General features: G+C 36.2%; 17 protein-coding genes, 2 tRNA genes and 3 rRNA genes. 16 read left to right on the top strand and 6 right to left on the bottom strand.

The annotated features are described in order from the left end of the window. The first annotated feature begins 129 nt into the window (after nt 1-129). The 15 genes from ACQ9BO_RS08695 to ACQ9BO_RS08625 all read left to right on the top strand — a co-directional run bounded on the left by ACQ9BO_RS08695 (nt 130) and on the right by ACQ9BO_RS08625 (nt 13535). A complete protein-coding gene (locus ACQ9BO_RS08695; RefSeq protein WP_431244376.1) occupies nt 130-960 on the top strand; it encodes a toxin-antitoxin system YwqK family antitoxin in 831 nt (276 codons plus the stop codon). Beyond that, nucleotides 960-1685 (top strand): hypothetical protein, encoded by a 726-nt coding sequence (locus ACQ9BO_RS08690; protein WP_431244375.1) that lies wholly within the window; start codon nt 960-962, stop codon nt 1683-1685. The genes ACQ9BO_RS08695 and ACQ9BO_RS08690 overlap by 1 nt, the downstream gene beginning before the upstream one ends. Beyond that, a complete protein-coding gene (locus ACQ9BO_RS08685) occupies nt 1678-2169 on the top strand; it encodes a hypothetical protein (RefSeq protein WP_431244374.1) in 492 nt (163 codons plus the stop codon). Before ACQ9BO_RS08690 ends, ACQ9BO_RS08685 begins: the two co-directional genes overlap by 8 nt. Next, the gene (locus tag ACQ9BO_RS08680; protein WP_431244373.1) at nt 2144-2482 is read left to right on the top strand and encodes a hypothetical protein; all 339 of its coding nucleotides are present in this window, start codon (nt 2144-2146) and stop codon (nt 2480-2482) included. The genes ACQ9BO_RS08685 and ACQ9BO_RS08680 overlap by 26 nt, the downstream gene beginning before the upstream one ends. 1 nt (nt 2483) lies before the next feature. After that, nucleotides 2484-2963: a PulJ/GspJ family protein gene (locus ACQ9BO_RS08675; RefSeq protein ID WP_431244372.1), complete on the top strand. Its 480-nt coding sequence runs from the start codon at nt 2484-2486 to the stop codon at nt 2961-2963. 163 nt (nt 2964-3126) lie between these two features. Beyond that, entirely contained in the window at nt 3127-4080 is a 954-nt protein-coding gene (locus ACQ9BO_RS08670) for a type II secretion system F family protein (RefSeq protein WP_431244371.1), read from the top strand. 60 nt (nt 4081-4140) lie between these two features. Next, on the top strand, nt 4141-4575 hold the full coding sequence (locus ACQ9BO_RS08665) for a type IV pilin protein (protein ID WP_431244370.1): 435 nt from the start codon (nt 4141-4143) through the stop codon (nt 4573-4575). 481 nt (nt 4576-5056) lie between these two features. Continuing rightward, nucleotides 5057-6463: a GspE/PulE family protein gene (locus ACQ9BO_RS08660; protein ID WP_431244369.1), complete on the top strand. Its 1407-nt coding sequence runs from the start codon at nt 5057-5059 to the stop codon at nt 6461-6463. Between the two features lie 318 nt (nt 6464-6781). Beyond that, nucleotides 6782-8185 (top strand): type II secretion system protein GspD, encoded by a 1404-nt coding sequence (locus tag ACQ9BO_RS08655; protein WP_431244368.1) that lies wholly within the window; start codon nt 6782-6784, stop codon nt 8183-8185. A gap of 79 nt (nt 8186-8264) precedes the next feature. After that, on the top strand, nt 8265-8369 hold the full coding sequence (locus ACQ9BO_RS08650) for a hypothetical protein (RefSeq protein WP_431244367.1): 105 nt from the start codon (nt 8265-8267) through the stop codon (nt 8367-8369). A 2-nt stretch (nt 8370-8371) separates the two neighbouring features. Further along, nucleotides 8372-9265, top strand: coding sequence for a hypothetical protein (locus ACQ9BO_RS08645; protein ID WP_431244366.1), 894 nt, complete (start codon nt 8372-8374; stop codon nt 9263-9265). Between the two features lie 283 nt (nt 9266-9548). Further along, nucleotides 9549-10010, top strand: coding sequence for a hypothetical protein (locus ACQ9BO_RS08640; protein ID WP_431244365.1), 462 nt, complete (start codon nt 9549-9551; stop codon nt 10008-10010). 41 nt (nt 10011-10051) lie between these two features. Continuing rightward, a complete protein-coding gene (locus tag ACQ9BO_RS08635; RefSeq protein WP_431244364.1) occupies nt 10052-11005 on the top strand; it encodes a hypothetical protein in 954 nt (317 codons plus the stop codon). 843 nt (nt 11006-11848) lie between these two features. Continuing rightward, nucleotides 11849-12637: a hypothetical protein gene (locus ACQ9BO_RS08630; RefSeq protein WP_431244363.1), complete on the top strand. Its 789-nt coding sequence runs from the start codon at nt 11849-11851 to the stop codon at nt 12635-12637. Nucleotides 12638-12758: 121 nt separating this feature from the next. After that, complete coding sequence (locus tag ACQ9BO_RS08625; RefSeq protein ID WP_431244362.1) at nt 12759-13535, top strand: hypothetical protein; 777 nt, start codon at nt 12759-12761, stop codon at nt 13533-13535. A 1-nt stretch (nt 13536) separates the two neighbouring features. On the opposite strand, the gene dcm is transcribed toward ACQ9BO_RS08625, so the two are convergent. Continuing rightward, entirely contained in the window at nt 13537-14418 is an 882-nt protein-coding gene (gene dcm / locus ACQ9BO_RS08620) for a DNA (cytosine-5-)-methyltransferase (RefSeq protein WP_431244361.1), read from the bottom strand. Nucleotides 14419-14770: 352 nt separating this feature from the next. Here dcm and ACQ9BO_RS08615 point away from each other — a divergent pair, with 352 nt between their 5' ends. After that, nucleotides 14771-15790, top strand: coding sequence for a proline iminopeptidase-family hydrolase (locus ACQ9BO_RS08615; protein ID WP_431244360.1), 1020 nt, complete (start codon nt 14771-14773; stop codon nt 15788-15790). Between the two features lie 244 nt (nt 15791-16034). Here the strand turns inward: ACQ9BO_RS08615 and rrf are convergent. The 5 genes from rrf to ACQ9BO_RS08590 form a co-directional block, all read right to left on the bottom strand. After that, nucleotides 16035-16144: ribosomal RNA gene (gene rrf / locus ACQ9BO_RS08610) — 5S ribosomal RNA — on the bottom strand. Between the two features lie 172 nt (nt 16145-16316). Further along, a 23S ribosomal RNA gene (locus ACQ9BO_RS08605) occupies nt 16317-19199 on the bottom strand. A gap of 127 nt (nt 19200-19326) precedes the next feature. After that, nucleotides 19327-19400 (bottom strand) — tRNA-Ala (locus tag ACQ9BO_RS08600). A 107-nt stretch (nt 19401-19507) separates the two neighbouring features. Next, nucleotides 19508-19581 (bottom strand) — tRNA-Ile (locus ACQ9BO_RS08595). Between the two features lie 126 nt (nt 19582-19707). Continuing rightward, nucleotides 19708-21223, bottom strand: a 16S ribosomal RNA gene (locus tag ACQ9BO_RS08590). Together the 16S, 23S and 5S rRNA genes with 2 tRNA genes alongside form the textbook arrangement of a ribosomal RNA operon. Nucleotides 21224-21921: the final 698 nt, after the last annotated feature.

Here is a 21921-nt window from a genome sequence, read left to right as displayed (position 1 = left end):
ATATAGTTTTCTTTTCAAAGTTTTTAACAAAAAAATCCAAAATGAGGAAACCCGTAAAAAAATCAGAAAAATTAAAAATACATTTGCTTTCCGGAGATAGTGATCACATTTAAAAATTAAAATTGCACCTTGAAAACATATACAATACCACGTTATATTATATTCTTTTTTGCATTTGCATTAGTTTCTTTTTCAGATCCTTATATGATAAAACGAATTTCTGATAAAGATTTTCGCTATGAATTTTACACTACCGATAAAAAAGTAAATCCGAAAATCAATAAAACGTACAGCTGGTTCAAAGGCGGACTTATACACGAAGCCCAAGGCGGTATTGGCGGTGATCTATTGAATGATAAATTTGTTAAAATGTATCATAGTAATCAATTGGCAGAACAAGGTGAATTTAAAAACGGGCTCCGCGTTGGTTTATGGAAAACCTGGCATCAAAATGGTGTTTTAGCCACTACTCTATCATATAGCAAAGGTCTCAAATCTGGAAAATATTTTAGATATGATAAAGACGGAAATTTAGTAGAAAACGGAAAATTCAGTTCTGGCCTTAAAACCGGAAAATGGACAAATGCAGAAAGCAAAGAAATAATTACATACAGAAAAGGTGAAGTTGTGAAGAAAAAACAAACTTTCACTAAATCTGAAAAATATAAAATAAAGCAAGATGCCCAAAAATTAGAAAATGCAGAAAAGAATCAAAAAGAGCTTGACGCAATTTCTGACGCAGAAAAGTTAGCTGGTTATAAAGCTAAGGCAAAAGAAGAAAAAACATTAGAAGAAGAAAAGGCTAAAAGAGACAGGGAGACAAAAAAAGTTGCTCAAAAAACTGCAAGAGAAAATAAAAAACTATTAAGAGAACAAGCTAAAAACGAACCTAAAAAAGATTCAAAAATAACCACATTCTTTAAAAACATCTTTAAAAAGAAAGACAAAGCACCCCAATAATGGTCAAAGCTCATAGTTTATTATATGCCATTTATATCTGCTTAATTGTCTCTATTATTTGCGGAGCGCTGTTGTATTTCTCAAATTTATACAACCAGCTTAATTTGTACTATAATTTACAGGAAGAACTGTATATTCAAAATCAATCGCTTTTGAATTTTGCTTTGGGCAATAAAATGGCTGTTCAAGAAATTGAAAAAGATGAAAATTCGGGAATCGAAGGCAGTTATGAATCAAAATCGTACGGATTACTTTCTTTGGTATTAACCAAATCTTTTGTTTCAAACGATACTGTTTCTTCAGTCCATTTTGCTGGTGCTTACAATCATGATAAAAATGCTGTTTATCTAACCAATTTTTCAAAATCATTATCCTATTCAGGAACAGTAAAACTAATTGGCAATAACCAACTTCCAAGTACTTTTATCGAGACCTCATATATTACAAGTGATTTAAACAAACTTACAACTGAAGGCAAAATATCAATTTCAGAAAAACAGTTACCAGAGATCAATCCAGAATTCAAAAAGATTTTTGATGTACTGAAATCAGAAAAAACTACACTTTCTAATGTTGAGAAAATTCAGGATTCTATCTATTATAATTCCTTTTTTAATACTACAAAAGAGATTCAAGTGAAGCCAAATTTGGCAAATATCATTTTTAAAGGAAATTTTATATTACGATCTCCAGATTCCATTCGAGTAAAAAAACACAGTGCTTGAAGATGTTATTTTAATTGCTCCTAAAATAACTTTTGAAGAAGGTTTTACCGGAACTATACAAGCATTTGCTACAAAAGGAATTGAACTAGATGAAAAAGTAACTTTAAATTATCCATCTGTAGTTTGCGTTTACAACGAAAGTACTGACGAATCAAAAATTAAAATAAAAAAAGGATGCCAAATATATGGAGCTGTAGTTTTATTTGGCAATACGAATGAACTTCTAAATAAGAATACAATAGAAATTGACGAAGATGGATTACTAACAGGCGATTTATATTGTTCTGGAAAATTAATGCTGAAAAGTAATGTTTATGGTTCAGTTTATACAAATCGATTCTTTCTAAAAACTGAGGTTTCCAGTTATGAAAACATGATTAGCAATATTGAAATCAATTCAGCAAAACGTCCGGAATATTTTATATCAATTCCTTTGTTCGACACTCAAAAAACAACGTATGGCATCATTAAAAAAGTATTGTAACCTTTCGGCCAATTCGTTGTTAGAGTCTGTGATTGCTTTAACAATTATTTCAATCTGTCTCTATTTTGCAGTGTTGATTTTTGCGTCTGTTTATACACCAAAAACATCAGCGAAGTTTTACAGCACTCAAAATAAGGTAAACGAACTTTTTTATTTATCAGAATTAGAAAATGATTCGATTAGAAATGAAAATGAAAAAATTCGAATTGAGGAAGAAGTAATTAACGAGAATTTAAAAAAAATAGCAGTAGAATATAAAGATAGTATTCAATTTAAGTTTGAAAAAAGTTTCTATGTGCAGACCAAAAAATAACATGTTTAGTCTTCCCGCCTTCTCTATGATTGAAGCTGTTATTGGCATGGCTATAACAGCAATTATTTTGGGAATATTGTTTGTTATTTTTTCGATTGTTACAGGGCGAATGTTCGATTTTAAAAATCAGAATCAATTGGTAAACGATCTAAATCGACTAACATACAGTTTGAATAAAGATATTTTTGAAAAAGAGAAAATGATGGTTGCAGAAAGTGAAATCAATTTTACTGGATATAATGGTGAAAAAATAAACTATTTATTTTCTGAGGAATACATTTTAAGAAACAGCGAAACATTTATAGATACATTCAGAATTAAACTGAATACTTTAAAAATAGATACAATGAAAAATAATACCGAAACTGTTGTTTTTCAGAAAATCAGAATGAATTTAAAAGCCAATGAAGAAGATCTGGATTTAAGTTTTTACAAAAGAATTTTTCCAAACGAGTCGCTTCAAAAAATGAAAAAACAATGAGTTTTGATTTAAGTACATATAACGCTCCAAAAGCCGCAAAAAAAGATTTCAAAATTGAAACAGCTTCTTTTCAGTTTTCTAAAAAGCTTTCTGATAAAAAAAGGAAGTATTTTATAGAGAACTCGGAATGTTGTCGCGATCTGGAGTCGATTTTAAAAAAGCATTGGAAATACTCAGTAATCAATCGGCTAATAAATTTGAGAAAGAATTAATTCTGCAGATCAAAGAAAAAGTCGTTGAAGGAAAAAGTATTTACGAATCGATGCGAGAAAGCGGTCAGTTTTCGGCTTACGAATATTACAGTATCCAGATTGGAGAAGAAACCAGAAAACTAGAAGAAGTTTTAGCCGAACTGCAAAAATATTTCAACCGAAAAATTCAGATGAAAAGACAAATTGTTTCGGTAATGACATATCCGACAATTGTAATGCTGGTAACCATTTTAGTCCTTTATTTTATGCTAAATAAAGTAGTACCGATGTTTAGCTCGGTATTCAAACAATTTGGAAGCGAGTCGCCAAAAAGTACTCAGATTATTTTAAAAATTTCAAGCCATTCCGGATTTATTTTTTCGATTGTAATCGGAATGATAATCGGACTTACAGCAATTCATGTTCTTTTTAAAGAAAAAGAAAGTTATAGAGCAATTACAACTCGTTTGATTTTAAAAATTCCGTATTTCGGAAACCTGATTCTTAAAATTTATATTTCGAGGTTTTGCCAAGCGATGAATTTATTGATTACCTCAAAAACGACCTTGATCAACTCCTTGACGCTGACATCAAAAATGATCGGCTTCTACCCTATCGAAATTGCCATTTATCAAATTAAGGAAGACATTACCAGAGGCGCTTCATTAAACGAAAGTTTAAAAAAACATTCCGTTTTTGAGAACAAACTTGTTTCTATGGTAGAAGTAGCAGAACAGGTAAATCAGTTAGAAACAATGTTTGAGCGATTAACTGAGCAATATAATGAAGAAATCAGTCATCAGACCAAAATGATTGGTGTCATTTTAGAACCGTTGATAATCATTGTGATAGGTGTAATTGTAGGGGTTATTATGGTCTCGATGTATGCACCAATGTTTGATTTAAGTAAAATTATAAACAACTAATAATTTATTCAGTATAAGTATTTCGTCCCAATAATAAATTTTAATAAAAGTAAAACCAGAATGTTGAAAACCATAAAAAAATACCGCAAATTAAGCCAAAAACTATATGCTAAGGCGTATTCACTTACCGAAATTTTAATTGTATTATGCATCATTGGTATATTATTGTTAATGGTTCTTCCAAACCAGACTTCGGTAATCGGGCAAGCAAAAGCAATTGAAGCTCAAGCGATGCTAAATCAAGTTTATGGTTTAGAAAAAAGCTATTTCTACAGACATTCAAAATATTCTGGAGACTTAGAAGAAATTGGTTTCGAACAAGAAAAAACAGTAGATGAAGGCGGTCAGGCAGTTTATAAAATTGAAATAATAGATGCCACTAACGATTCGTTTTTAGCAAGAGCAACTGCCACTTCAGACTTGGATGGTGACGGAAGTTTTAATACTTGGGAAATCGACAGCAAAAAAATATTAACCGAAGTAACCAAAGAATAAATTGAAACTAGCCCCCATAATCTTGATGATTTGCTTGATATTGGTTTTTATTCAGGATTGGAAATTTCGCAAAATACATGTTGTTTTACCGCTTGTCATTTTTGTAATTTCTTTCTATCTAATTCCAGTAAAAAAATACCAGTTAGCTGAAGTAGTATTATACAATACCGTTTTTTTCTGATTACATTAGGATTTCTTACGCTATATATGAGTTTGAAATCTAAACAATTTCTAAACCCTTTCCTTCACTATTTTGGATTGGGAGACTTGCTATTCTATATCGCTGTTAGTCCTTTGTTTTTACTAAAGAACTACATTTTGTTTTTCGTATTATCTCTTGTTTTTGCCATTGTGATGCAATTTGGACTAAAAAAGATCATTACGGAAAACACCGTTCCGCTGGCAGGATTTTCGGCTTTATTTTTATTCATTGTTTTAATGAAAGACTTTTTCTAACCTTTCAAAAACTTACCTTATTGTAATGCTACAAAATATCGAAATATTTCCAGAGATTCAGCATGTTATATCAAATGATTTGGCCAACCAATACCGCATTATTCCGAAGTCAATTCACGAAAATACGATAGAGGTTTACGTAGACCATTCTAACAATAAAGAAGATGCTAAAGAAGAGCTTGAGCTCTTTTTAGGAAAAAATATCGTTTTCCATTCTGCAGAATCTAGCGAAATTGAAAAAGCGTTGTCTATTTATTATAGAAAAGAACGTGCATTGGCTTCAAACAAATCTTTGAATGTTGACAAAGGGGATTTTCTTGAAAATTTATTGGCCGAAGCCAAGTCCTTAAAATGTAGCGATATCCATTTTGAAGTTTACGAGAATTCGTCTCGAATCCGTTTCAGAATTGATGGACAATTAATTGAACGCTACAAGATTGAGCAGGACAATTATCTGGAATTGGTTAATAAGGTTAAAATTAAAGCCAAACTAAATATTACCGAAAAAAGGCTTCCGCAGGACGGACGAATCACCAATGAATCTTTTGATATCAGGGTGTCTATTTTACCAACTTTATTTGGCGAAAAAATAGTAATGCGTCTTTTGGGGCAAGATGCTTCAAATATTGATTTGAGTACGCTGGGCTTGCAAAAAGAAGAACACGAAAAATATTTGGAAGCGGTTAAAAAACCAAATGGAATTATTCTAATAAGCGGTCCAACAGGTTCGGGAAAAACAACGACGCTTTATGCTACTTTAAGATTACTAAATGACAGCAGAAGAAACATCGTTACTGTTGAAGATCCTATAGAATATACGCTTAAAGGAATCAATCAGGTACAGCTTAAAGAAGATATTGGTTTAACGTTTGCCTCTGCTCTAAAATCGTTTTTGCGTCAGGATCCTGATGTCATTATGCTTGGAGAGATTCGCGATTCCGAAACTGCTTTAATGGCAATTCGAGCTTCTTTGACAGGGCATTTGGTTTTATCTACCATTCATACCAATTCAGCTATCGGAACAATTTCAAGGCTGATTGATATGGGTGTGCCATCATATTTAATTGCCGAAACTTTAAACTTGTCTGTTGCGCAAAGACTAATTCGAAAACTTTGCGACAGCCGCAAAAAAGAAACCACGAGCGATCCTAAAGATTTTCCTCTCAACTTCAAATTTCCGTATGATATTTCATCATATTACAAACCAGTGGGATGTAATAAATGTTTTCACACGGGATACAAAGGAAGAACAGCTATTTATGAAATCTTAAATATCGACCACACTATTGCAGAATCTATTAAAAATAACACCATTACAAAATTACACAGCAATGATAGCAGTTATAAATCGTCGCCTGAAAAAGCATTTGAGATTCTAGCATCGGGAGAAACATCATTAGAAGAAATTTATTCAATTTTAATAAACATATAAATAAATGCTTAAACAGATAGTTTTCGCACTAGTCGCGTTATTTTTTTCAAATTTAATTTTTGCCCAGCAGGATCTAACTGAACTGAGCCGAAAATTTGACGAATTTTCAGTACAAAAAAAGGGTTAAATGAAACCATTAAAATTGATGTTTCAGGACTTACTCTTCATGATTTCATTTCCTCGATAGCAGAAGAACATCAATTAAATGTCGATGTAGATATAGAATTAAACCAGCCAGTTGCAAACAATTTTTTTGATGTAACGGTAAAAGATGTCTTTCTTCATCTTGTGCAAAAATATGATATCGATGTTTCTTTTATGAGCAATATTATTGTCTTTAAGAAAAGAAAAATTGTTGCTGTACTCGAAAAGAAACAGCCAAAAATTATCGATGTAACTTACAATCCTCAAAATGATTTCTTGTCAATAAAGCTGGAAAACGACACTTTATCGGCTGTAGCAAAAGCAATAATAGACAAGTCTGGAAAGAATTTAATCTTAGCGCAGGATGTAAAAACAATGAGAGTTTCCTCGTATGTGCTAAACCGTCCTTTTGATCAGGTTATCGAGATGATGGCAAAATCAAATGATTTAAGCGCCACAAAAGACGATAATGGCATTTATTTTCTGCAAAAAGGTACAGCGCAAAGTGCAAGCGCTTTGGCAACAACTGCAAAGCCAAAACAGCCAAAAGTAAGTCTTGGCGTTCCTGGATATTACGAAGTAAACATTAATAAAAACGGTTTTTTGCAAGTTAATGCCTATATCGCAGATGCATCTGATTTATTGACTGAAGCGGCCGAGAAACTTCATATCAACTATTTTTTATACAATAAACCTGAAAACGAAAAAACAACGCTTTCTGCTGATAACATAACCTTTGATGATCTTTTGGCTCATATTTTTAAAGGGAAAAAATATACGTATAAAAAACAGGACAATTTTTATTTGATTGGCGAAGAAGGTACTGAAGGACTAAGGATGACCGAAATGGTTCAGCTGGAAAACAGATCGATTGAATCTGTTATGTCTACTCTTCCGAAGGTTTTTTCAGAAAAATTAGAAATAAAAGAATTTATAGAATTAAACGGATTAATCGTTTCAGGATCAAGATCAATTTTAGAAGAGCTGAAAGTATATATCAAACAGATTGACAAAGTGGTTCCGATGGTTCAGATCGAAGTAATCATCGTGCAATACAATAAAGCATACGATATTCAAACCGGTATGAAAGCTGGTCTTGATAAAATAAATAAAGTTCAAACTGGTGGCGTATTATTTCCAAATTCAGATATTAGTTTAAACGGTTCTTCTGTAAACAGTTTAATAGATGCTTTTAATGGTTTTGGACTTTTTAAATTAGGGAAAGTAACAGAATCATTTTATCTCAATTTAAAATTACTTGAAAACAATTCTGCTTTAAAGATAGAGTCAACTCCAAAAATTGCTACGATTAGCGGACACGAAGCAAAACTATCTATAGGAGAAACAAGCTACTACTTTGAACAAAATAACCGATTGATAAATAACAGTATCGGAAATGACATATTGAATTCTGGAACTTGGAAATCTACAGACGCCAATCTTAGCGTTTCTATAAAACCGTATGTTTCTACAGATGAAAATGTAACGCTAACAATTGCAGTAGAAAAAGTTCTTTCTTGGCGCGTGTTGGCGAAGATGCTCCTCCTGGAAAGGCGACCCAAAAATTTGAATCGCTAGTAAGAGTTAAAAACAGTGAAATGATTTTATTGGGAGGTCTTGATGAATTGAAAAAGAAAATTCTGGAACTGGAACGCCTTTGCTTTCACGAATTCCAATTGTTAAATGGTTCTTTAGTAGCAGAAAAAAGGGAAAAAGCGATTCTAAACTTCATATTTTTATTAAACCAACAGTAATTTACTAAAGATGATCGCCGCTTTATCTAAATTCATAAAAATAAACGACTTAAATGTTGTTAGCGTAGTCAAAAAAGAAGATTGCGAAATTTATAATTTGCTTACAATAAAAAAGAAGGCAAATAAAATTTCTATTGTTTCTCAACAGTCTTTTGAAACCTTTGATAGCTTAATAAAAACTGCTGATAAAAAATTGCCTGTTTTGCTTGCTGTTGAAGGAAAAGGGGTTTTAAATAAAGAAATAAATTTTGAAAATGAAGCCGATTTAAACTGGCAGAAAAATATAGATTTTAATACTATTTATTATACTGATCTAAAAGGAAGCAAATCTAACTTTATAAGCTTTTGCAGAAAAAATATTGTAGAAGAAAGCATTTCTCAGTTTCAAAAAAGCGGTTTCCAGATTATTGATGTCTACATTGGATCGTTTCTTGGAGCATTGCTCAATAATGCGCTAAATAAAGATATTTTATATTCTGGCGATTTGAAGCTTGAGTTTGAAAATGATATTATTTCTGGTTTTTCAAAACAGAATGAAATTCAAAACACAGCTAATTATCAAATTGGTGAACAAACCGTATCAAATGTTTTTCTCCCATTATACGGTTCGGTCATTCATTTTTTTGTAAAGCCAAAAGAAGTCTCCAAAACAATAAACTCCAGTTTAAACAATGAAGAACTGATTTATAAGAAAGCATTCCATTTTCTTGGCATCGGAATGCTGGTGACTTTTCTTGTTTCTTTATTAATCAGTTATTTACTGATTCAATATTACGGCACTAAAAATTCAGAATTAAACCTTCAAACCGTTTATTCTAACCAATCCTATCAGCTAATACTGGATCTAGAAGCTCAAAAAGAAAAAAATCAGTCTTTTAAAGGAATCTGGAGTTTTATCATCTAAGTTCTTCACTTTTTATAGCTATGAAATTATTAGAACAGTACCGGAGGCCATTTCTTTAACAGAATTAAATATTGCTCCTTTAAAAGAAGAATATAAAGAGAATAAAAAAGTCTTATTTGAAAGCGGTACTATAATTGTCAAAGGCGAAACCTATCAGGAAGTATCTTTTAATTCTTGGCTTGGAAATTTAAAAAAATGGACTGGTTGCAACGTTTTGAAATCGTTAGTTTAAAAAAAGACAAAAAGAACAAATCAATATTTGAAATAAAAATAATCCTTAAAAATGTTTGAAAACTATTCTTATAAACAAAAATTTCACGCCTTGATCGTAATCTTTTTTATGCTCTCGATTACGGCATACAAACGATCTTTTCACACATTGTTTGAAGTAGTTTCAGAATATCATATGCTTTCAAAAAAAGCAGACGATATCAATAAAAAAGCAAAAAACACGGGAACTCTTAAAAATGATGTCGAATATCTAGACAGAATAATTGGCAAAGAAGGTGTTACAAAAGAAATGGTCCAGCAAGGCATAATCGGTTTTGCTACAACAAATTCTGGAGCTTCCATAAACGATTTAAAGCCTATTCATGATTATCCGGAAGCAGATTATCATATTATAACCAATCAATTGGATGTTACCGGAAATGCAAACCAATTATTAGACTTGGCATATAATTTTGAAAAAAACTTTAATTATTCCCGTATGGTGAGCCAGAACTTTTACACAACAAAAAAATAATAAATCTGACGTTTTACATTTAAAAATGATCTTTCAAAACTATGAAAACACTAAATAAAATTATTCTAATCGGCCTTTCTCTTTTTATGTTCTCATGTGAGGACATCCTTGAAGAAGATATTACTGATGATATCGTACAGATTATTTCACCAACAAAAGATGCAGTTGTAGAAAGTAATGTTGTCAATTTTAAATGGAACAGTCTAAAAGGCGCCGACAAATACCGTGTTCAGATTTTCGAATCTAACGAGACGCTAGTACTAGACTCTTTAACGACTAAGACAAATTTGACTTTGCCACTAGAAGCAGGAAGTTATATCTGGCGCGTGCGTGCAGAAAATTATGCATATCAGTCTACCTATTCTTTTCCTTCAAATTTTTCAACCAAAATCCCAGATGATTTAACCAATCAGCAGGTTATATTACTGACTCCCGACAATAATAAATATTTGAATTTTAAAAAAATCACCTTAAGTTGGCAACAGCTTGACAAGGCGACTTCTTATAGTGTAAGAGTTGTAAACACAGCAAACGGCCAAGAAGTTTATCCACAAACAGATGTAACAGACACCTCTGTAACATTAGATTTGCCAACAATTGACGATGGAAATTATGAATGGAGAGTAAAAGCTAAAAATGCTAATACTGAAACAAAACAATACGGAGCAAAAAAATTCAATATTGACACCACTGTTCCAAATCAACCAAAAAATGCAACGCCAGCCGATAATTCGACTCAGACAGTTAATACTCCTGTAAATTATACTTGGACAATAGCAACCGATACTGGAACTATAAAATCTCCTGTATCTTATGTATTAGAAATTGCAAGCGATGTGGATTTTACCAATATATCTCAGACATTATACAGCAATACCACAACGCTTTCATATACATTTTTGAATGCTGGAACTTACTATTGGCGAGTAAGAGCTGTAGATGTTGCCGGAAACATAGGAGTCAACAGCACTGGGTCTAAGGTTACAGTAAATTAATTATGGCTAAGAAAAAATTAATATTGTTCTAATTCTAATAGTTCTAGGTCTATGGGGAACCGTAGGCTATAGAACTATTACTAGATATTTTGGCAGTAACGATGCCGTTTTAAATACAGAAATGACAAATCACAACGTATCTTTAAAAAAATTAATAAAGATACTTTTGATCTAAAAAAGTTGGTCGCGATCCTTTTTTAAATAGGCAATTTAACGAAAAAACTCTACCTGTAACTTCTGTTTCTTATCATGCCCCTATAAAAAAAGTAGCAAAACCTGCACCAGTTCCAAAAATAATGTATGATGTTCCTTGGCCGCAATTGCAATATTTTGGCTATCTTAAATCTAATAATTTAGAATTAGTGCTTTTAAAAATAGATTCGAAACTCCATAAACTAAAATTGAACGATGAAGTAAATGGTTTAATAGTCAAGAAAAAATTTAAAGATTCAATAGAAGTTGTATTCAATTCCCAAAGCAGAATTTTACGTTTAAAAAAAACTAAGTTTTACAGGTAAAACATAGGAGAAATGAAAAACTTTATCTTGAATTTTTACTTTTTGAGTTTCATTGCAAAATATTGGCTCTCTAGTTTTTAAAATTTAGGAATATAGGAAATACAGGAATTTCTAGGCTTAGGTTCGAATCCCTCTTCCTCCGCTGAATTTCAAACCTTCAACTTTGTTGAAGGTTTTTTTATTTTCTGCAACACCGTAATCTTTTGCAGATTTTCTTCAATCTGGTTCATTTTTCATTTTTTATAAGTAAATTCACACTCTCTTTCTTGATAAGATTTTTTAATTTAAAAAAAAATCTTGAAATTAATTGCGTCAGACTTAACTTATGATAGAAAACCAAATAAAATTTATTGAATTAAATATAAAAGCCATAAATGAAGCAAATTTTAATCTTAATGATATAGAAGATGGCATTGCTTTATTTGGTTCGATAACGAACTTAAAAACGTTTTTAAAAGGTTACTTCATTACACGATTAAACGAAAGAAATTTTAGCGATAAGCTTGTAAAAGAATTTGCCGAAATCAATTTTGTAAAAGCCAGAATTGTCGAAATTGCAAATCAACATTATATAACAAAATCAGATCTTCAATCATTTTATGATGATATTCTTCAAAGAAATTTAATAAACGAAATATCCAAAGATGACTTTATCAATAACTCATTAAATTTTATTCAAAACAGCATTCCAAATTCATATCATTTTGGATATACAAAAACTTCACTTAAAAAAATACTTGAAAAACAATACGATTTTATTTTCTCAAATGGTTTTCCAACAAATCTTTTAAATATAAATACCGGTGTAATGACTGCAAATGCAGGAGATAGTGCGCAGTTTTTATTTTTAGCCAGAGCTATATTAGCAGGATATAATTGTTCAAATGTTGACGTCCGTTCCAGCAGATATGACGCTGTAGTCGATTTCAACAATGTTCTTTTGCGTCTTCAAATCAAAGGGGTTTCTAGTAGCAACGCTATAAGTTTCAAAGATCGAGATAGAGGCGGACAAGGCATCGACCATACACACATAACGAATAAGGGAAAAGAATCACTTCCGCAGATTGTGATATTTATGTTGCCGTGGATAAAGAAGTTGGGATTTGTTATTTGATCCCTATGAATTATGTTGATAATCTAGATGAAAGCCAAATTACAAGCATTAATTTAAACAGCTTGAAACAATATAAAGAAAATTGGAATATAATTGCTGAAGTGGCAGAAACGAAAAAAGTATGAAATTGACATATGAAAAGAAAACTGATGGTGATTATTATTTTGTAAACAACCCAAAGCTTTTTAATGGTATTTCAATAGACAAAACGGATATCGAAAAAGTTCTAAATTTTGCCTATTCAATGTGTTTTGGAGAAGGTCATCATAGATCCACAAGAACTGGAGGTCAAAATAGTCGAAAAAACGGTGAAAAATTCTGTAATACTTTTCAAGGAAAATTAGCTGAACTTGTCCTTTACAATCATTTTAAAGCAAATTCGATTGAATGCAACGAACCTGATTTTGGAATTTATAAAGAAGGAATTTGGGACGATTCAGATTTAGAAATTCAAAACAAAAAACTCAATATAAAATCAGCCGCATCGCAATCCAATCTCTTGCTTCTTGAAACAAAAGATTGGACTTCAGAGGGGAAATATATTCCAAATCTTATTAATGGAGCCACAAATACATACGACTATTTTATTTTGGTTCGCATAAATCCCGATGTCAAAAAGCTTTTTCGCTCCAAAAGTTTAATGTACACTAATCAGATTCCAAAAACAGTAATTGAAGAACTCATTTTTTCATTATTCTGGACATATGATATTGCAGGATATTGCAGTAATGAAGATTTAAAAATGGCGATCGCTAATAAAAATATACTACCTCAAAATTCTTTTTTAAACAAATACACAAAAATGGATGCTGAAAACTACTACATTCAGAGCGGAAACATGAGGAGTATAGAAAATCTTATTTCAAAATTCATTAACTACTCTCAAACACAAAATTAATCTATTTAACAGATTTCAAAACCTTCATTATATTCTTTGAAACAGCTTCAATAACTGGTACGCTAACTGAATTTCCTGCTTGTTTATATAAATGGGAATTAGCTATTTTTGGAATTTTAAATCCATCAGGAAACCCTTGGAATCTTAAACACTCTCTAGGTGTCAATTTTCTAAATCCAAAATCAGTTTTTATTAAAGGCACATTATGTCCACCCGTTCCCATATTCGCAGTCAGCGTTGGACAAACATTTGATTTATTCTCTCTCACATACTGTCTTCTGAATTGGTAAACGGTTTTATCAGAAGTCATTTCTTGTTGAAGCATTTTATACATATAACGATCTTCGTTATAATAAAATTCGTCTTCCACTTTTTCATTAATCACAAGATCTTTGATCGTTTTTGTCAATTTATCTTCTTTCGGAAATTCAAAAACTTCCTCCGGATTTTTAATCACAGTCTTATCAAAAGCAACTATAAAAATACGTTCTCTATTATGCGGAATATTCCCATAGTCTTTAGTATTCAAAACTTTAGACTGAAAAGAATAATTTCTATCACGCAATGATTTTTCGATCACTTTCATCGTATTTCCGTGATCATGCGTTACTAAGTTTTTTACATTTTCCAAAAAAACCACTTTTGGCCTCATGGTGTCAACAAAATCTAATATTCTAAAAAAGTGATTTCCTCTATTGTCATCAAAACCTTTTCTATAACCAGCTACAGAAAATGGCTGACACGGAAAACCCGCTGTAAGAACATCAATTTTAGGAATTCCATCAACATCTAATTGCAATACATCACCTTCAATTAAATTATGTTTAAAGTTTTCTTTATACGTAATGCAGGCATTTTTATCATATTCATTTGCCCAAAGCAAATCAAAACCCGATTTTTAAATCCCAAACAAATTCCCCCAATACCGGCATATAGACTTCCAACAGTAAATTTATTGCTCATTTTATATCTCACTAATTATACTATGCGACTTTAATTACATTTAGTCGTTTTTACAAAGATAGCTATTCAAAATCGAATAAAATATTGCTTTTAAAATTTCGAAAAATAATTTTAAATCAAAATTACAATACTCAGAAACAAAAACAACATAACATTAAAAATCAATAACTTAAATAGAAAACCAACATTAGCTCTTTATTTTGACAGACTAATTATTAATTCGTAATTTAGTTAGAATAAACTTTGAAATAATAACTTTAAAACCATAAAATATGCGTCATATTCTACTTCTTTCAGTTATAATTCTAACTTTTTCATGCAAAAAAGACGTTCAATCCACTAATCTAAAAGATTATTTCACCTACGAAAAAAATAATACCATAGAAAGCGCAGGAGTAAAAATGATTCCAATAAAAACACCCATTGGGGATTTCAAAGTTTGGACAAAACGTTTTGGAAACAACCCAAAAATAAAAATACTTTTATTGCATGGCGGCCCAGCAATGACACACGAATATATGGAATGTTTTGAGACCTTTTTTCAGCGTGAAGGATTTGAATTTTACGAATATGACCAACTTGGCTCGTATTATAGCGACCAACCAAAAGACAGCAGTTTATGGACCACGAACCGATTTGTTGAAGAAGTCGAGCAAGTTCGAAAAGCAATTGGCGCAGATAATAGCAATTTTTATATTTTAGGAAATTCATGGGGAGGAATACTTGCAATGGAATATGCCTTGAAATATCAAAAAAGCATGAAAGCATTATTAGTTTCAAACATGGTTGCCAGCGCGCCAGAATACAAAAAATACGCTGAAGAGGTTTTAGCCAAGCAAATGAAACCAGAAATATTAGCCGAAATAAGAGCATTAGAGACCAAAAAAGATTTCAATAATCCGAGATATATGGAGCTTTTAATTCCAAATTTCTATCACGAGCATTTATGCCGATTAAAAGAATGGCCTGATGGCTTAAACAGATCAGGAAAACATATAAATAATGAAATTTACACTATTATGCAAGGTCCGAGTGAATTTGGGATAAGTGGTAGATTAGCAAAATGGGATATCAAAAATCGATTGCACGAAATGGAAATTCCAACTCTTATGATTGGAGCCAAATACGACACAATGGATCCAAAAGCAATGGAAGAGCAAAGTAAATTAGTTAAAAATGGACATTATTTATACTGTCCAAATGGAAGTCATCTTGCAATGTGGGATGATCAGCAAGTATACATGAATGGCGTTATTGAATTTATCCATAATGTAGATTTGAAAAAAATCTAATTCTCAAAATATACAATAGATTACGGCCTCACTTCGTTCCGTACTATCGATACGTCCTCTGCCGCATTCCGCCAAGCCACGAGCTTTTCGCAAAAGAATCCATTCTTTTTAAAAATAGAAAAAACAAAAAAAATCCCCATCAAGTGAATGATGAGGATTCTCAAAAGAAAGTTCCGGTTTTAATGATTCCCCGCAAACCATATAAAACAAAAAACCCCGTCCGAATTGGACAGGGTTTTCAAAAGAAAGGCGACGACATACTCTCCCACAATGATGCAGTACCATCTGCGCAGGCGGGCTTAACTTCTCTGTTCGGGATGGGAAGAGGTGAGCCCCGCCGCAATAACCACCTTAAGGTTTTAAGTGATTAGCTTTTAGTGATTAGCAATTAGCTTTGGACTAATCACTAGTTACTTTTTACTAGTCACTGCTCTTGCGCGAGCTAATATCTTAACATACTGAGACAAAGAAACAATATCCATTATAGAAAGTTCTCTCCCTCCGATTGCTCGGAGGGAAAAGGGATGTACATAAGCTTACGGATTATTAGTACTACTCGACTGTGACATTGTCGCCTTTACATCTGTAGCCTATCAACGTGGTCATCTTCCACGATCCTTAAAAGAAATCTCATCTTGTGGTGGGTTTCGCGCTTATATGCTTTCAGCGCTTATCCCTTCCCAACGTAGCTACTCTGCGGTGCCCCTGGCGGGACAACAGATACACTAGAGGTTGGTCCAATTCGGTCCTCTCGTACTAGAATCAGATCCACTCAAATTTCTAACGCCCGCAGTAGATAGAGACCGAACTGTCTCACGACGTTCTGAACCCAGCTCGCGTGCCACTTTAATGGGCGAACAGCCCAACCCTTGGGACCTTCTCCAGCCCCAGGATGTGACGAGCCGACATCGAGGTGCCAAACCCCCCGTCGATATGAGCTCTTGGGGGAGATCAGCCTGTTATCCCCGGCGTACCTTTTATCCTTTGAGCGATGGCCCTTCCATGCGGAACCACCGGATCACTATGCTCTACTTTCGTACCTGATCGACCTGTATGTCTCTCAGTCAAGCTCCCTTATGCCATTGCACTCTGCGCACGGTTACCAAGCGTGCTGAGGGAACCTTTAGAAGCCTCCGTTACTCTTTTGGAGGCGACCACCCCAGTCAAACTACCCACCAAGCAATGTCCCCCGCGACCGCGGGGTTAGGCCTCAGATAAACAAAGGGTTGTATTTCAACAATGACTCCACAACGCCTGGCGACGCCGCCTCATAGTCTCCAACCTATCCTACACATCATTTATCCAAGGTCAATACTAAGCTATAGTAAAGGTGCACAGGGTCTTTTCGTCCCACTGCGGGTAAACGGCATCTTCACCGTTACTACAATTTCACCGAGCTCATGGCTGAGACAGTGTCCAGATCGTTACACCATTCGTGCAGGTCGGAACTTACCCGACAAGGAATTTCGCTACCTTAGGACCGTTATAGTTACGGCCGCCGTTTACTGGGGCTTCAATTCAATGCTTCTCCGAAGATAACATCTCCTCTTAACCTTCCAGCACCGGGCAGGTGTCAGGCCCTATACTTCATCTTGCGATTTTGCAGAGCCCTGTGTTTTTGATAAACAGTCGCCTGGACCTCTTCACTGCGGCCCCGCCGTGGGCGGGGCGACCTTTCTCCCGAAGTTACAGGTCTATTTTGCCTAATTCCTTAGCCATGAATCTCTCGAGCACCTTAGGATTCTCTCCTCAACTACCTGTGTCGGTTTGCGGTACTGGTACTAATTACCTGAAGTTTAGAGGTTTTTCTTGGAAGCCCTTAGGCGCACTATCTCTTTGTCCGAAGACTCCGAGTACTATCGTATTTCACCATTCTCTACGGATTTGCCTATAGAGAATATAGCTAGGTACTTCAACGAACTATTCCGTCAGTTCGCGGCGCTTTCATCACTCCGTCACCCCATCACAGTAATTAGTAGTACGGGAATATTAACCCGTCGGCCATCGACTGTCCCTTTCGGGTTCGCCTTAGGACCAGACTAACCCACAGCTGATTAGCATAGCTGTGGAAACCTTAGTTTTTCGGTGTGCGGGTTTCTCGCCCGCATTATCGTTACTTATGCCTACATTTTCTTTTCCGACCGGTCCAGCATGCCTTGCGACACACCTTCAGCCCTGTCGGAATGCTCCCCTACCACTTTGCATTGCCGCAAAATCCATAGCTTCGGTAATATGCTTATGCCCGATTATTATCCATGCTCGTCCGCTCGACTAGTGAGCTGTTACGCACTCTTTAAATGAATGGTCGCTTCCAAGCCAACATCCTAGCTGTCTGGGCAGACAAACCTCGTTCTTTCAACTTAGCATATATTTGGGGACCTTAGCTGATGGTCTGGGTTCTTTCCCTCTCGGACTTGGACCTTAGCACCCAAGCCCTCACTGCTGTGAAACATTATATAGCATTCGGAGTTTGTCAGGAATTGGTAGGCGGTGAAGCCCCCGCATCCAATCAGTAGCTCTACCTCTATATAACTATCATCAGCGCCGCACCTAAATGCATTTCGGGGAGTACGAGCTATTTCCGAGTTTGATTGGCCTTTCACCCCTACCCACAGGTCATCCGAAGACTTTTCAACGTCAACCGGTTCGGTCCTCCACTGTGTGTTACCACAGCTTCAACCTGCCCATGGGTAGATCACACGGTTTCGCGTCTAACACTGCCGACTAAAGCGCCCTATTCAGACTCGCTTTCGCCGCGGATCCATGGCTTAACCACTTATCCTTGCCGGCAACGTTAACTCGTAGGCTCATTATGCAAAAGGCACGCCGTCACCCCACTTAAGGGCTCCGACCGCTTGTAGGCGCATGGTTTCAGGATCTATTTCACTCCGTTATTCACGGTTCTTTTCACCTTTCCCTCACGGTACTGGTTCACTATCGGTCTCTCAGGAGTATTTAGCCTTAGCGGATGGTCCCGCCGAATTCAGACAGGGTTTCACGTGCCCCGCCCTACTCAGGATACCGCTATCCATTACACTCGTTGCCCATACGGGGCTGTCACCCTCTATGGCGCTCCTTTCCAGAAGCTTCCGGTTCCTTGTGCATGAAATGTCGCGGTCCTACAACCCCAGATATGCCGCAACATGCCTGGTTTGGGCTAATCCGCGTTCGCTCGCCACTACTTACGGAATCACTTTTGTTTTCTTCTCCTCCGCCTACTTAGATGTTTCAGTTCAGCGGGTTTGCCCACCTATCGGTGTGCTATGCCTTCAGCATAGCGGGTTGCCCCATTCGGATATCTGCGGATCGATCTGTGTGTGCCAGTCCCCGCGACTTTTCGCGACTTATCACGTCCTTCTTCGCCTCTGAGAGCCTAGGCATTCCCCATGCGCCCTTGTTTTGCTTATTGTACCAATCTCGTTTTCAAAACGAGACCGTTTTTTTGTTTCCGCCATCGCTGGCAGAAACGCTTTCTACTTTTTGTATTTTTCTTATCTCAATATGTCAATGAACTTTTTCCCGATCCATCGGGATTGTGGAGAATAACGGAGTCGAACCGTTGACCTCCTGCGTGCAAGGCAGGCGCTCTAGCCAGCTGAGCTAATCCCCCATTTTGAATCTCAGATTTTAGAATTCAGATTTTAGATCCCTTGATTCTTCTCTAATCTCTTTTGGCGAATCCCAGCTTCCAGAATTTCCTTTGCTCAAGTCAAATAGTAGTCCCGGGCAGACTCGAACTGCCGACCCCTACATTATCAGTGTAGTACTCTAACCAGCTGAGCTACGAGACTCTGTTTTTCTTAAGTTTTATCATTTTTTTTAAATCGACAGCAAGAGTAGCGCAGTCTTGGATCCCAAACCATCCGGTCCGCATCTTTTTTCCTCAGCGTGTATTGCTACCAACACTAAGGCTCTAGAAAGGAGGTGTTCCAGCCGCACCTTCCGGTACGGCTACCTTGTTACGACTTAGCCCTAGTTACCAGTTTTACCCTAGGCGACTCCTTGCGGTCACCGACTTCAGGCACCCCCAGCTTCCATGGCTTGACGGGCGGTGTGTACAAGGCCCGGGAACGTATTCACCGGATCATGGCTGATATCCGATTACTAGCGATTCCAGCTTCACGGAGTCGAGTTGCAGACTCCGATCCGAACTGTGACCGGCTTTGTAGATTCGCTCCCCCTCGCGGGGTGGTCGCTCTCTGTACCGGCCATTGTAGCACGTGTGTAGCCCAAGGCGTAAGGGCCGTGATGATTTGACGTCATCCCCACCTTCCTCACAGTTTGCACTGGCAGTCTTGCTAGAGTTCCCGACATGACTCGCTGGCAACTAACAACAGGGGTTGCGCTCGTTATAGGACTTAACCTGACACCTCACGGCACGAGCTGACGACAACCATGCGAGCACCTTGTAGACTGTCTTGCGAAAGTTCTGTTTCCAAAACGGTCAGTCTGCATTTAAGCCTTGGTAAGGTTCCTCGCGTATCATCGAATTAAACCACATGCTCCACCGCTTGTGCGGGCCCCCGTCAATTCCTTTGAGTTTCAAACTTGCGTTCGTACTCCCCAGGTGGGATACTTATCACTTTCGCTTAGCCACTGAGGTCGCCCCCAACAGCTAGTATCCATCGTTTACGGCGTGGACTACCAGGGTATCTAATCCTGTTCGCTACCCACGCTTTCGTCCATCAGCGTCAATCCACTGGTAGCAACCTGCCTTCGCAATTGGTATTCCATGTAATCTCTAAGCATTTCACCGCTACACTACATATTCTAGTTGCTTCCCAGTAATTCAAGTCCTGCAGTATCAATGGCCGTTCCACCGTTGAGCGATGGGCTTTCACCACTGACTTACAAGACCGCCTACAGACCCTTTAAACCCAATGATTCCGGATAACGCTTGGATCCTCCGTATTACCGCGTACTGCTGGCACGGAGTTAGCCGATCCTTATTCTTACGGTACCGTCAAGCTCCTACACGTAGGAGTGTTTCTTCCCGTACAAAAGCAGTTTACAATCCATAGGACCGTCATCCTGCACGCGGCATGGCTGGTTCAGGCTTGCGCCCATTGACCAATATTCCTCACTGTCGCCTCCCGTAGGAGTCTGGTCCGTGTCTCAGTACCAGTGTGGGGGATCTCCCTCTCAGGACCCCTACCCATCGTCGCCTTGGTAAGCCGTTACCTTGCCAACTAGCTAATGGGACGCATGCTCATCTTCCACCGTTGTGACTTTAATCGCTTCCCGATGCCGGAAAACGATGCTATGAGGTATTAATCCAAATTTCTCTGGGCTATCCCTCTGTGGAAGGCAGATTGCATACGCGTTACGCACCCGTGCGCCGGTCTCAAAATCCGAAGACTTCTACCCCTCGACTTGCATGTGTTAAGCCTGCCGCTAGCGTTCATCCTGAGCCAGGATCAAACTCTTCATCGTATATTTTAATAATGTATATTCGACGCTTATCTAGTGGTTATATTCGGATCTTCCGATTCCGTTACTCTTATTCTGTTTGTTCCGATTCTCATCGGAACGGCTGTCAATTCAATATGTCTACGAACGTAATTTCTTGTATTCCGCTTGTCTCTCAAAGCGGGTGCAAAACTAAAACTTCTTTTTGTTTCTCGCAAGAAAAACTTGAAAAATTTTGAAACTTTTTTTTCGCTTCCATTTTCTCATTTTTCTTTCAATCTCTCAAGGAACTTTCCGTGTTTTGCGGGGTGCAAATGTAGAACGCTTTTTCAAAACCTGCAAGCTTTTTTTGAACTTTTTTCAGGAATCTCTTCCCGCTTGGTCCGTATTGCCTGCCAGTATTTCTGTGAACGTTTTCGCTGTTGCGGGTGCAAAAGTAGCACCTTTTTCCAGTTGTGCAAGGCTTTTCCAAATGTTTTTTCGGTCTTTTTTTTATTTTTCTCCTAACTCGCTGATAACATACAACTTGCATTTCGTATTTTTTTGATCCCATGCAGGAATTTTCTTGTTTTATGCGCGGTTTCGGCAGTTTCTGCCTCTTTTAGGATTCCGTTTTTGATGGGTTTTCAGCTTTTTTGATAATTTTCTGAAGAGATATTAAGTTTTCATCAGCCGGTTTTATGCCACAAAGACGCCAAGACGCCAAGTTTTATCCCTTTTAT

Origin of the sequence: Flavobacterium sp. P21 (assembly GCF_050632225.1) — a bacterium.
Lineage (GTDB): Bacteria > Bacteroidota > Bacteroidia > Flavobacteriales > Flavobacteriaceae > Flavobacterium.
The sequence above is the reverse complement of the archived record's forward strand: the minus strand, read 5'-3'. Positions and strand labels throughout refer to the sequence as shown.

Bases quoted from the DNA above. Each gene is read 5' to 3' on its own strand.
- ACQ9BO_RS08690 (WP_431244375.1), top strand. From the start codon at position 960: ATGGTCAAAGCTCATAGTTTATTATATGCCATTTATATCTGCTTAATT.
- ACQ9BO_RS08680 (WP_431244373.1), top strand. From the start codon at position 2,144: ATGGCATCATTAAAAAAGTATTGTAACCTTTCGGCCAATTCGTTGTTA.
- ACQ9BO_RS08675 (WP_431244372.1), top strand. From the start codon at position 2,484: ATGTTTAGTCTTCCCGCCTTCTCTATGATTGAAGCTGTTATTGGCATG.
- ACQ9BO_RS08665 (WP_431244370.1), top strand. From the start codon at position 4,141: ATGTTGAAAACCATAAAAAAATACCGCAAATTAAGCCAAAAACTATAT.
- ACQ9BO_RS08660 (WP_431244369.1), top strand. From the start codon at position 5,057: ATGCTACAAAATATCGAAATATTTCCAGAGATTCAGCATGTTATATCA.
- ACQ9BO_RS08655 (WP_431244368.1), top strand. From the start codon at position 6,782: ATGAGCAATATTATTGTCTTTAAGAAAAGAAAAATTGTTGCTGTACTC.
- ACQ9BO_RS08645 (WP_431244366.1), top strand. From the start codon at position 8,372: ATGATCGCCGCTTTATCTAAATTCATAAAAATAAACGACTTAAATGTT.
- ACQ9BO_RS08640 (WP_431244365.1), top strand. From the start codon at position 9,549: ATGTTTGAAAACTATTCTTATAAACAAAAATTTCACGCCTTGATCGTA.
- ACQ9BO_RS08635 (WP_431244364.1), top strand. From the start codon at position 10,052: ATGAAAACACTAAATAAAATTATTCTAATCGGCCTTTCTCTTTTTATG.
- ACQ9BO_RS08630 (WP_431244363.1), top strand. From the start codon at position 11,849: ATGATAGAAAACCAAATAAAATTTATTGAATTAAATATAAAAGCCATA.
- ACQ9BO_RS08625 (WP_431244362.1), top strand. From the start codon at position 12,759: ATGAAATTGACATATGAAAAGAAAACTGATGGTGATTATTATTTTGTA.
- ACQ9BO_RS08615 (WP_431244360.1), top strand. From the start codon at position 14,771: ATGCGTCATATTCTACTTCTTTCAGTTATAATTCTAACTTTTTCATGC.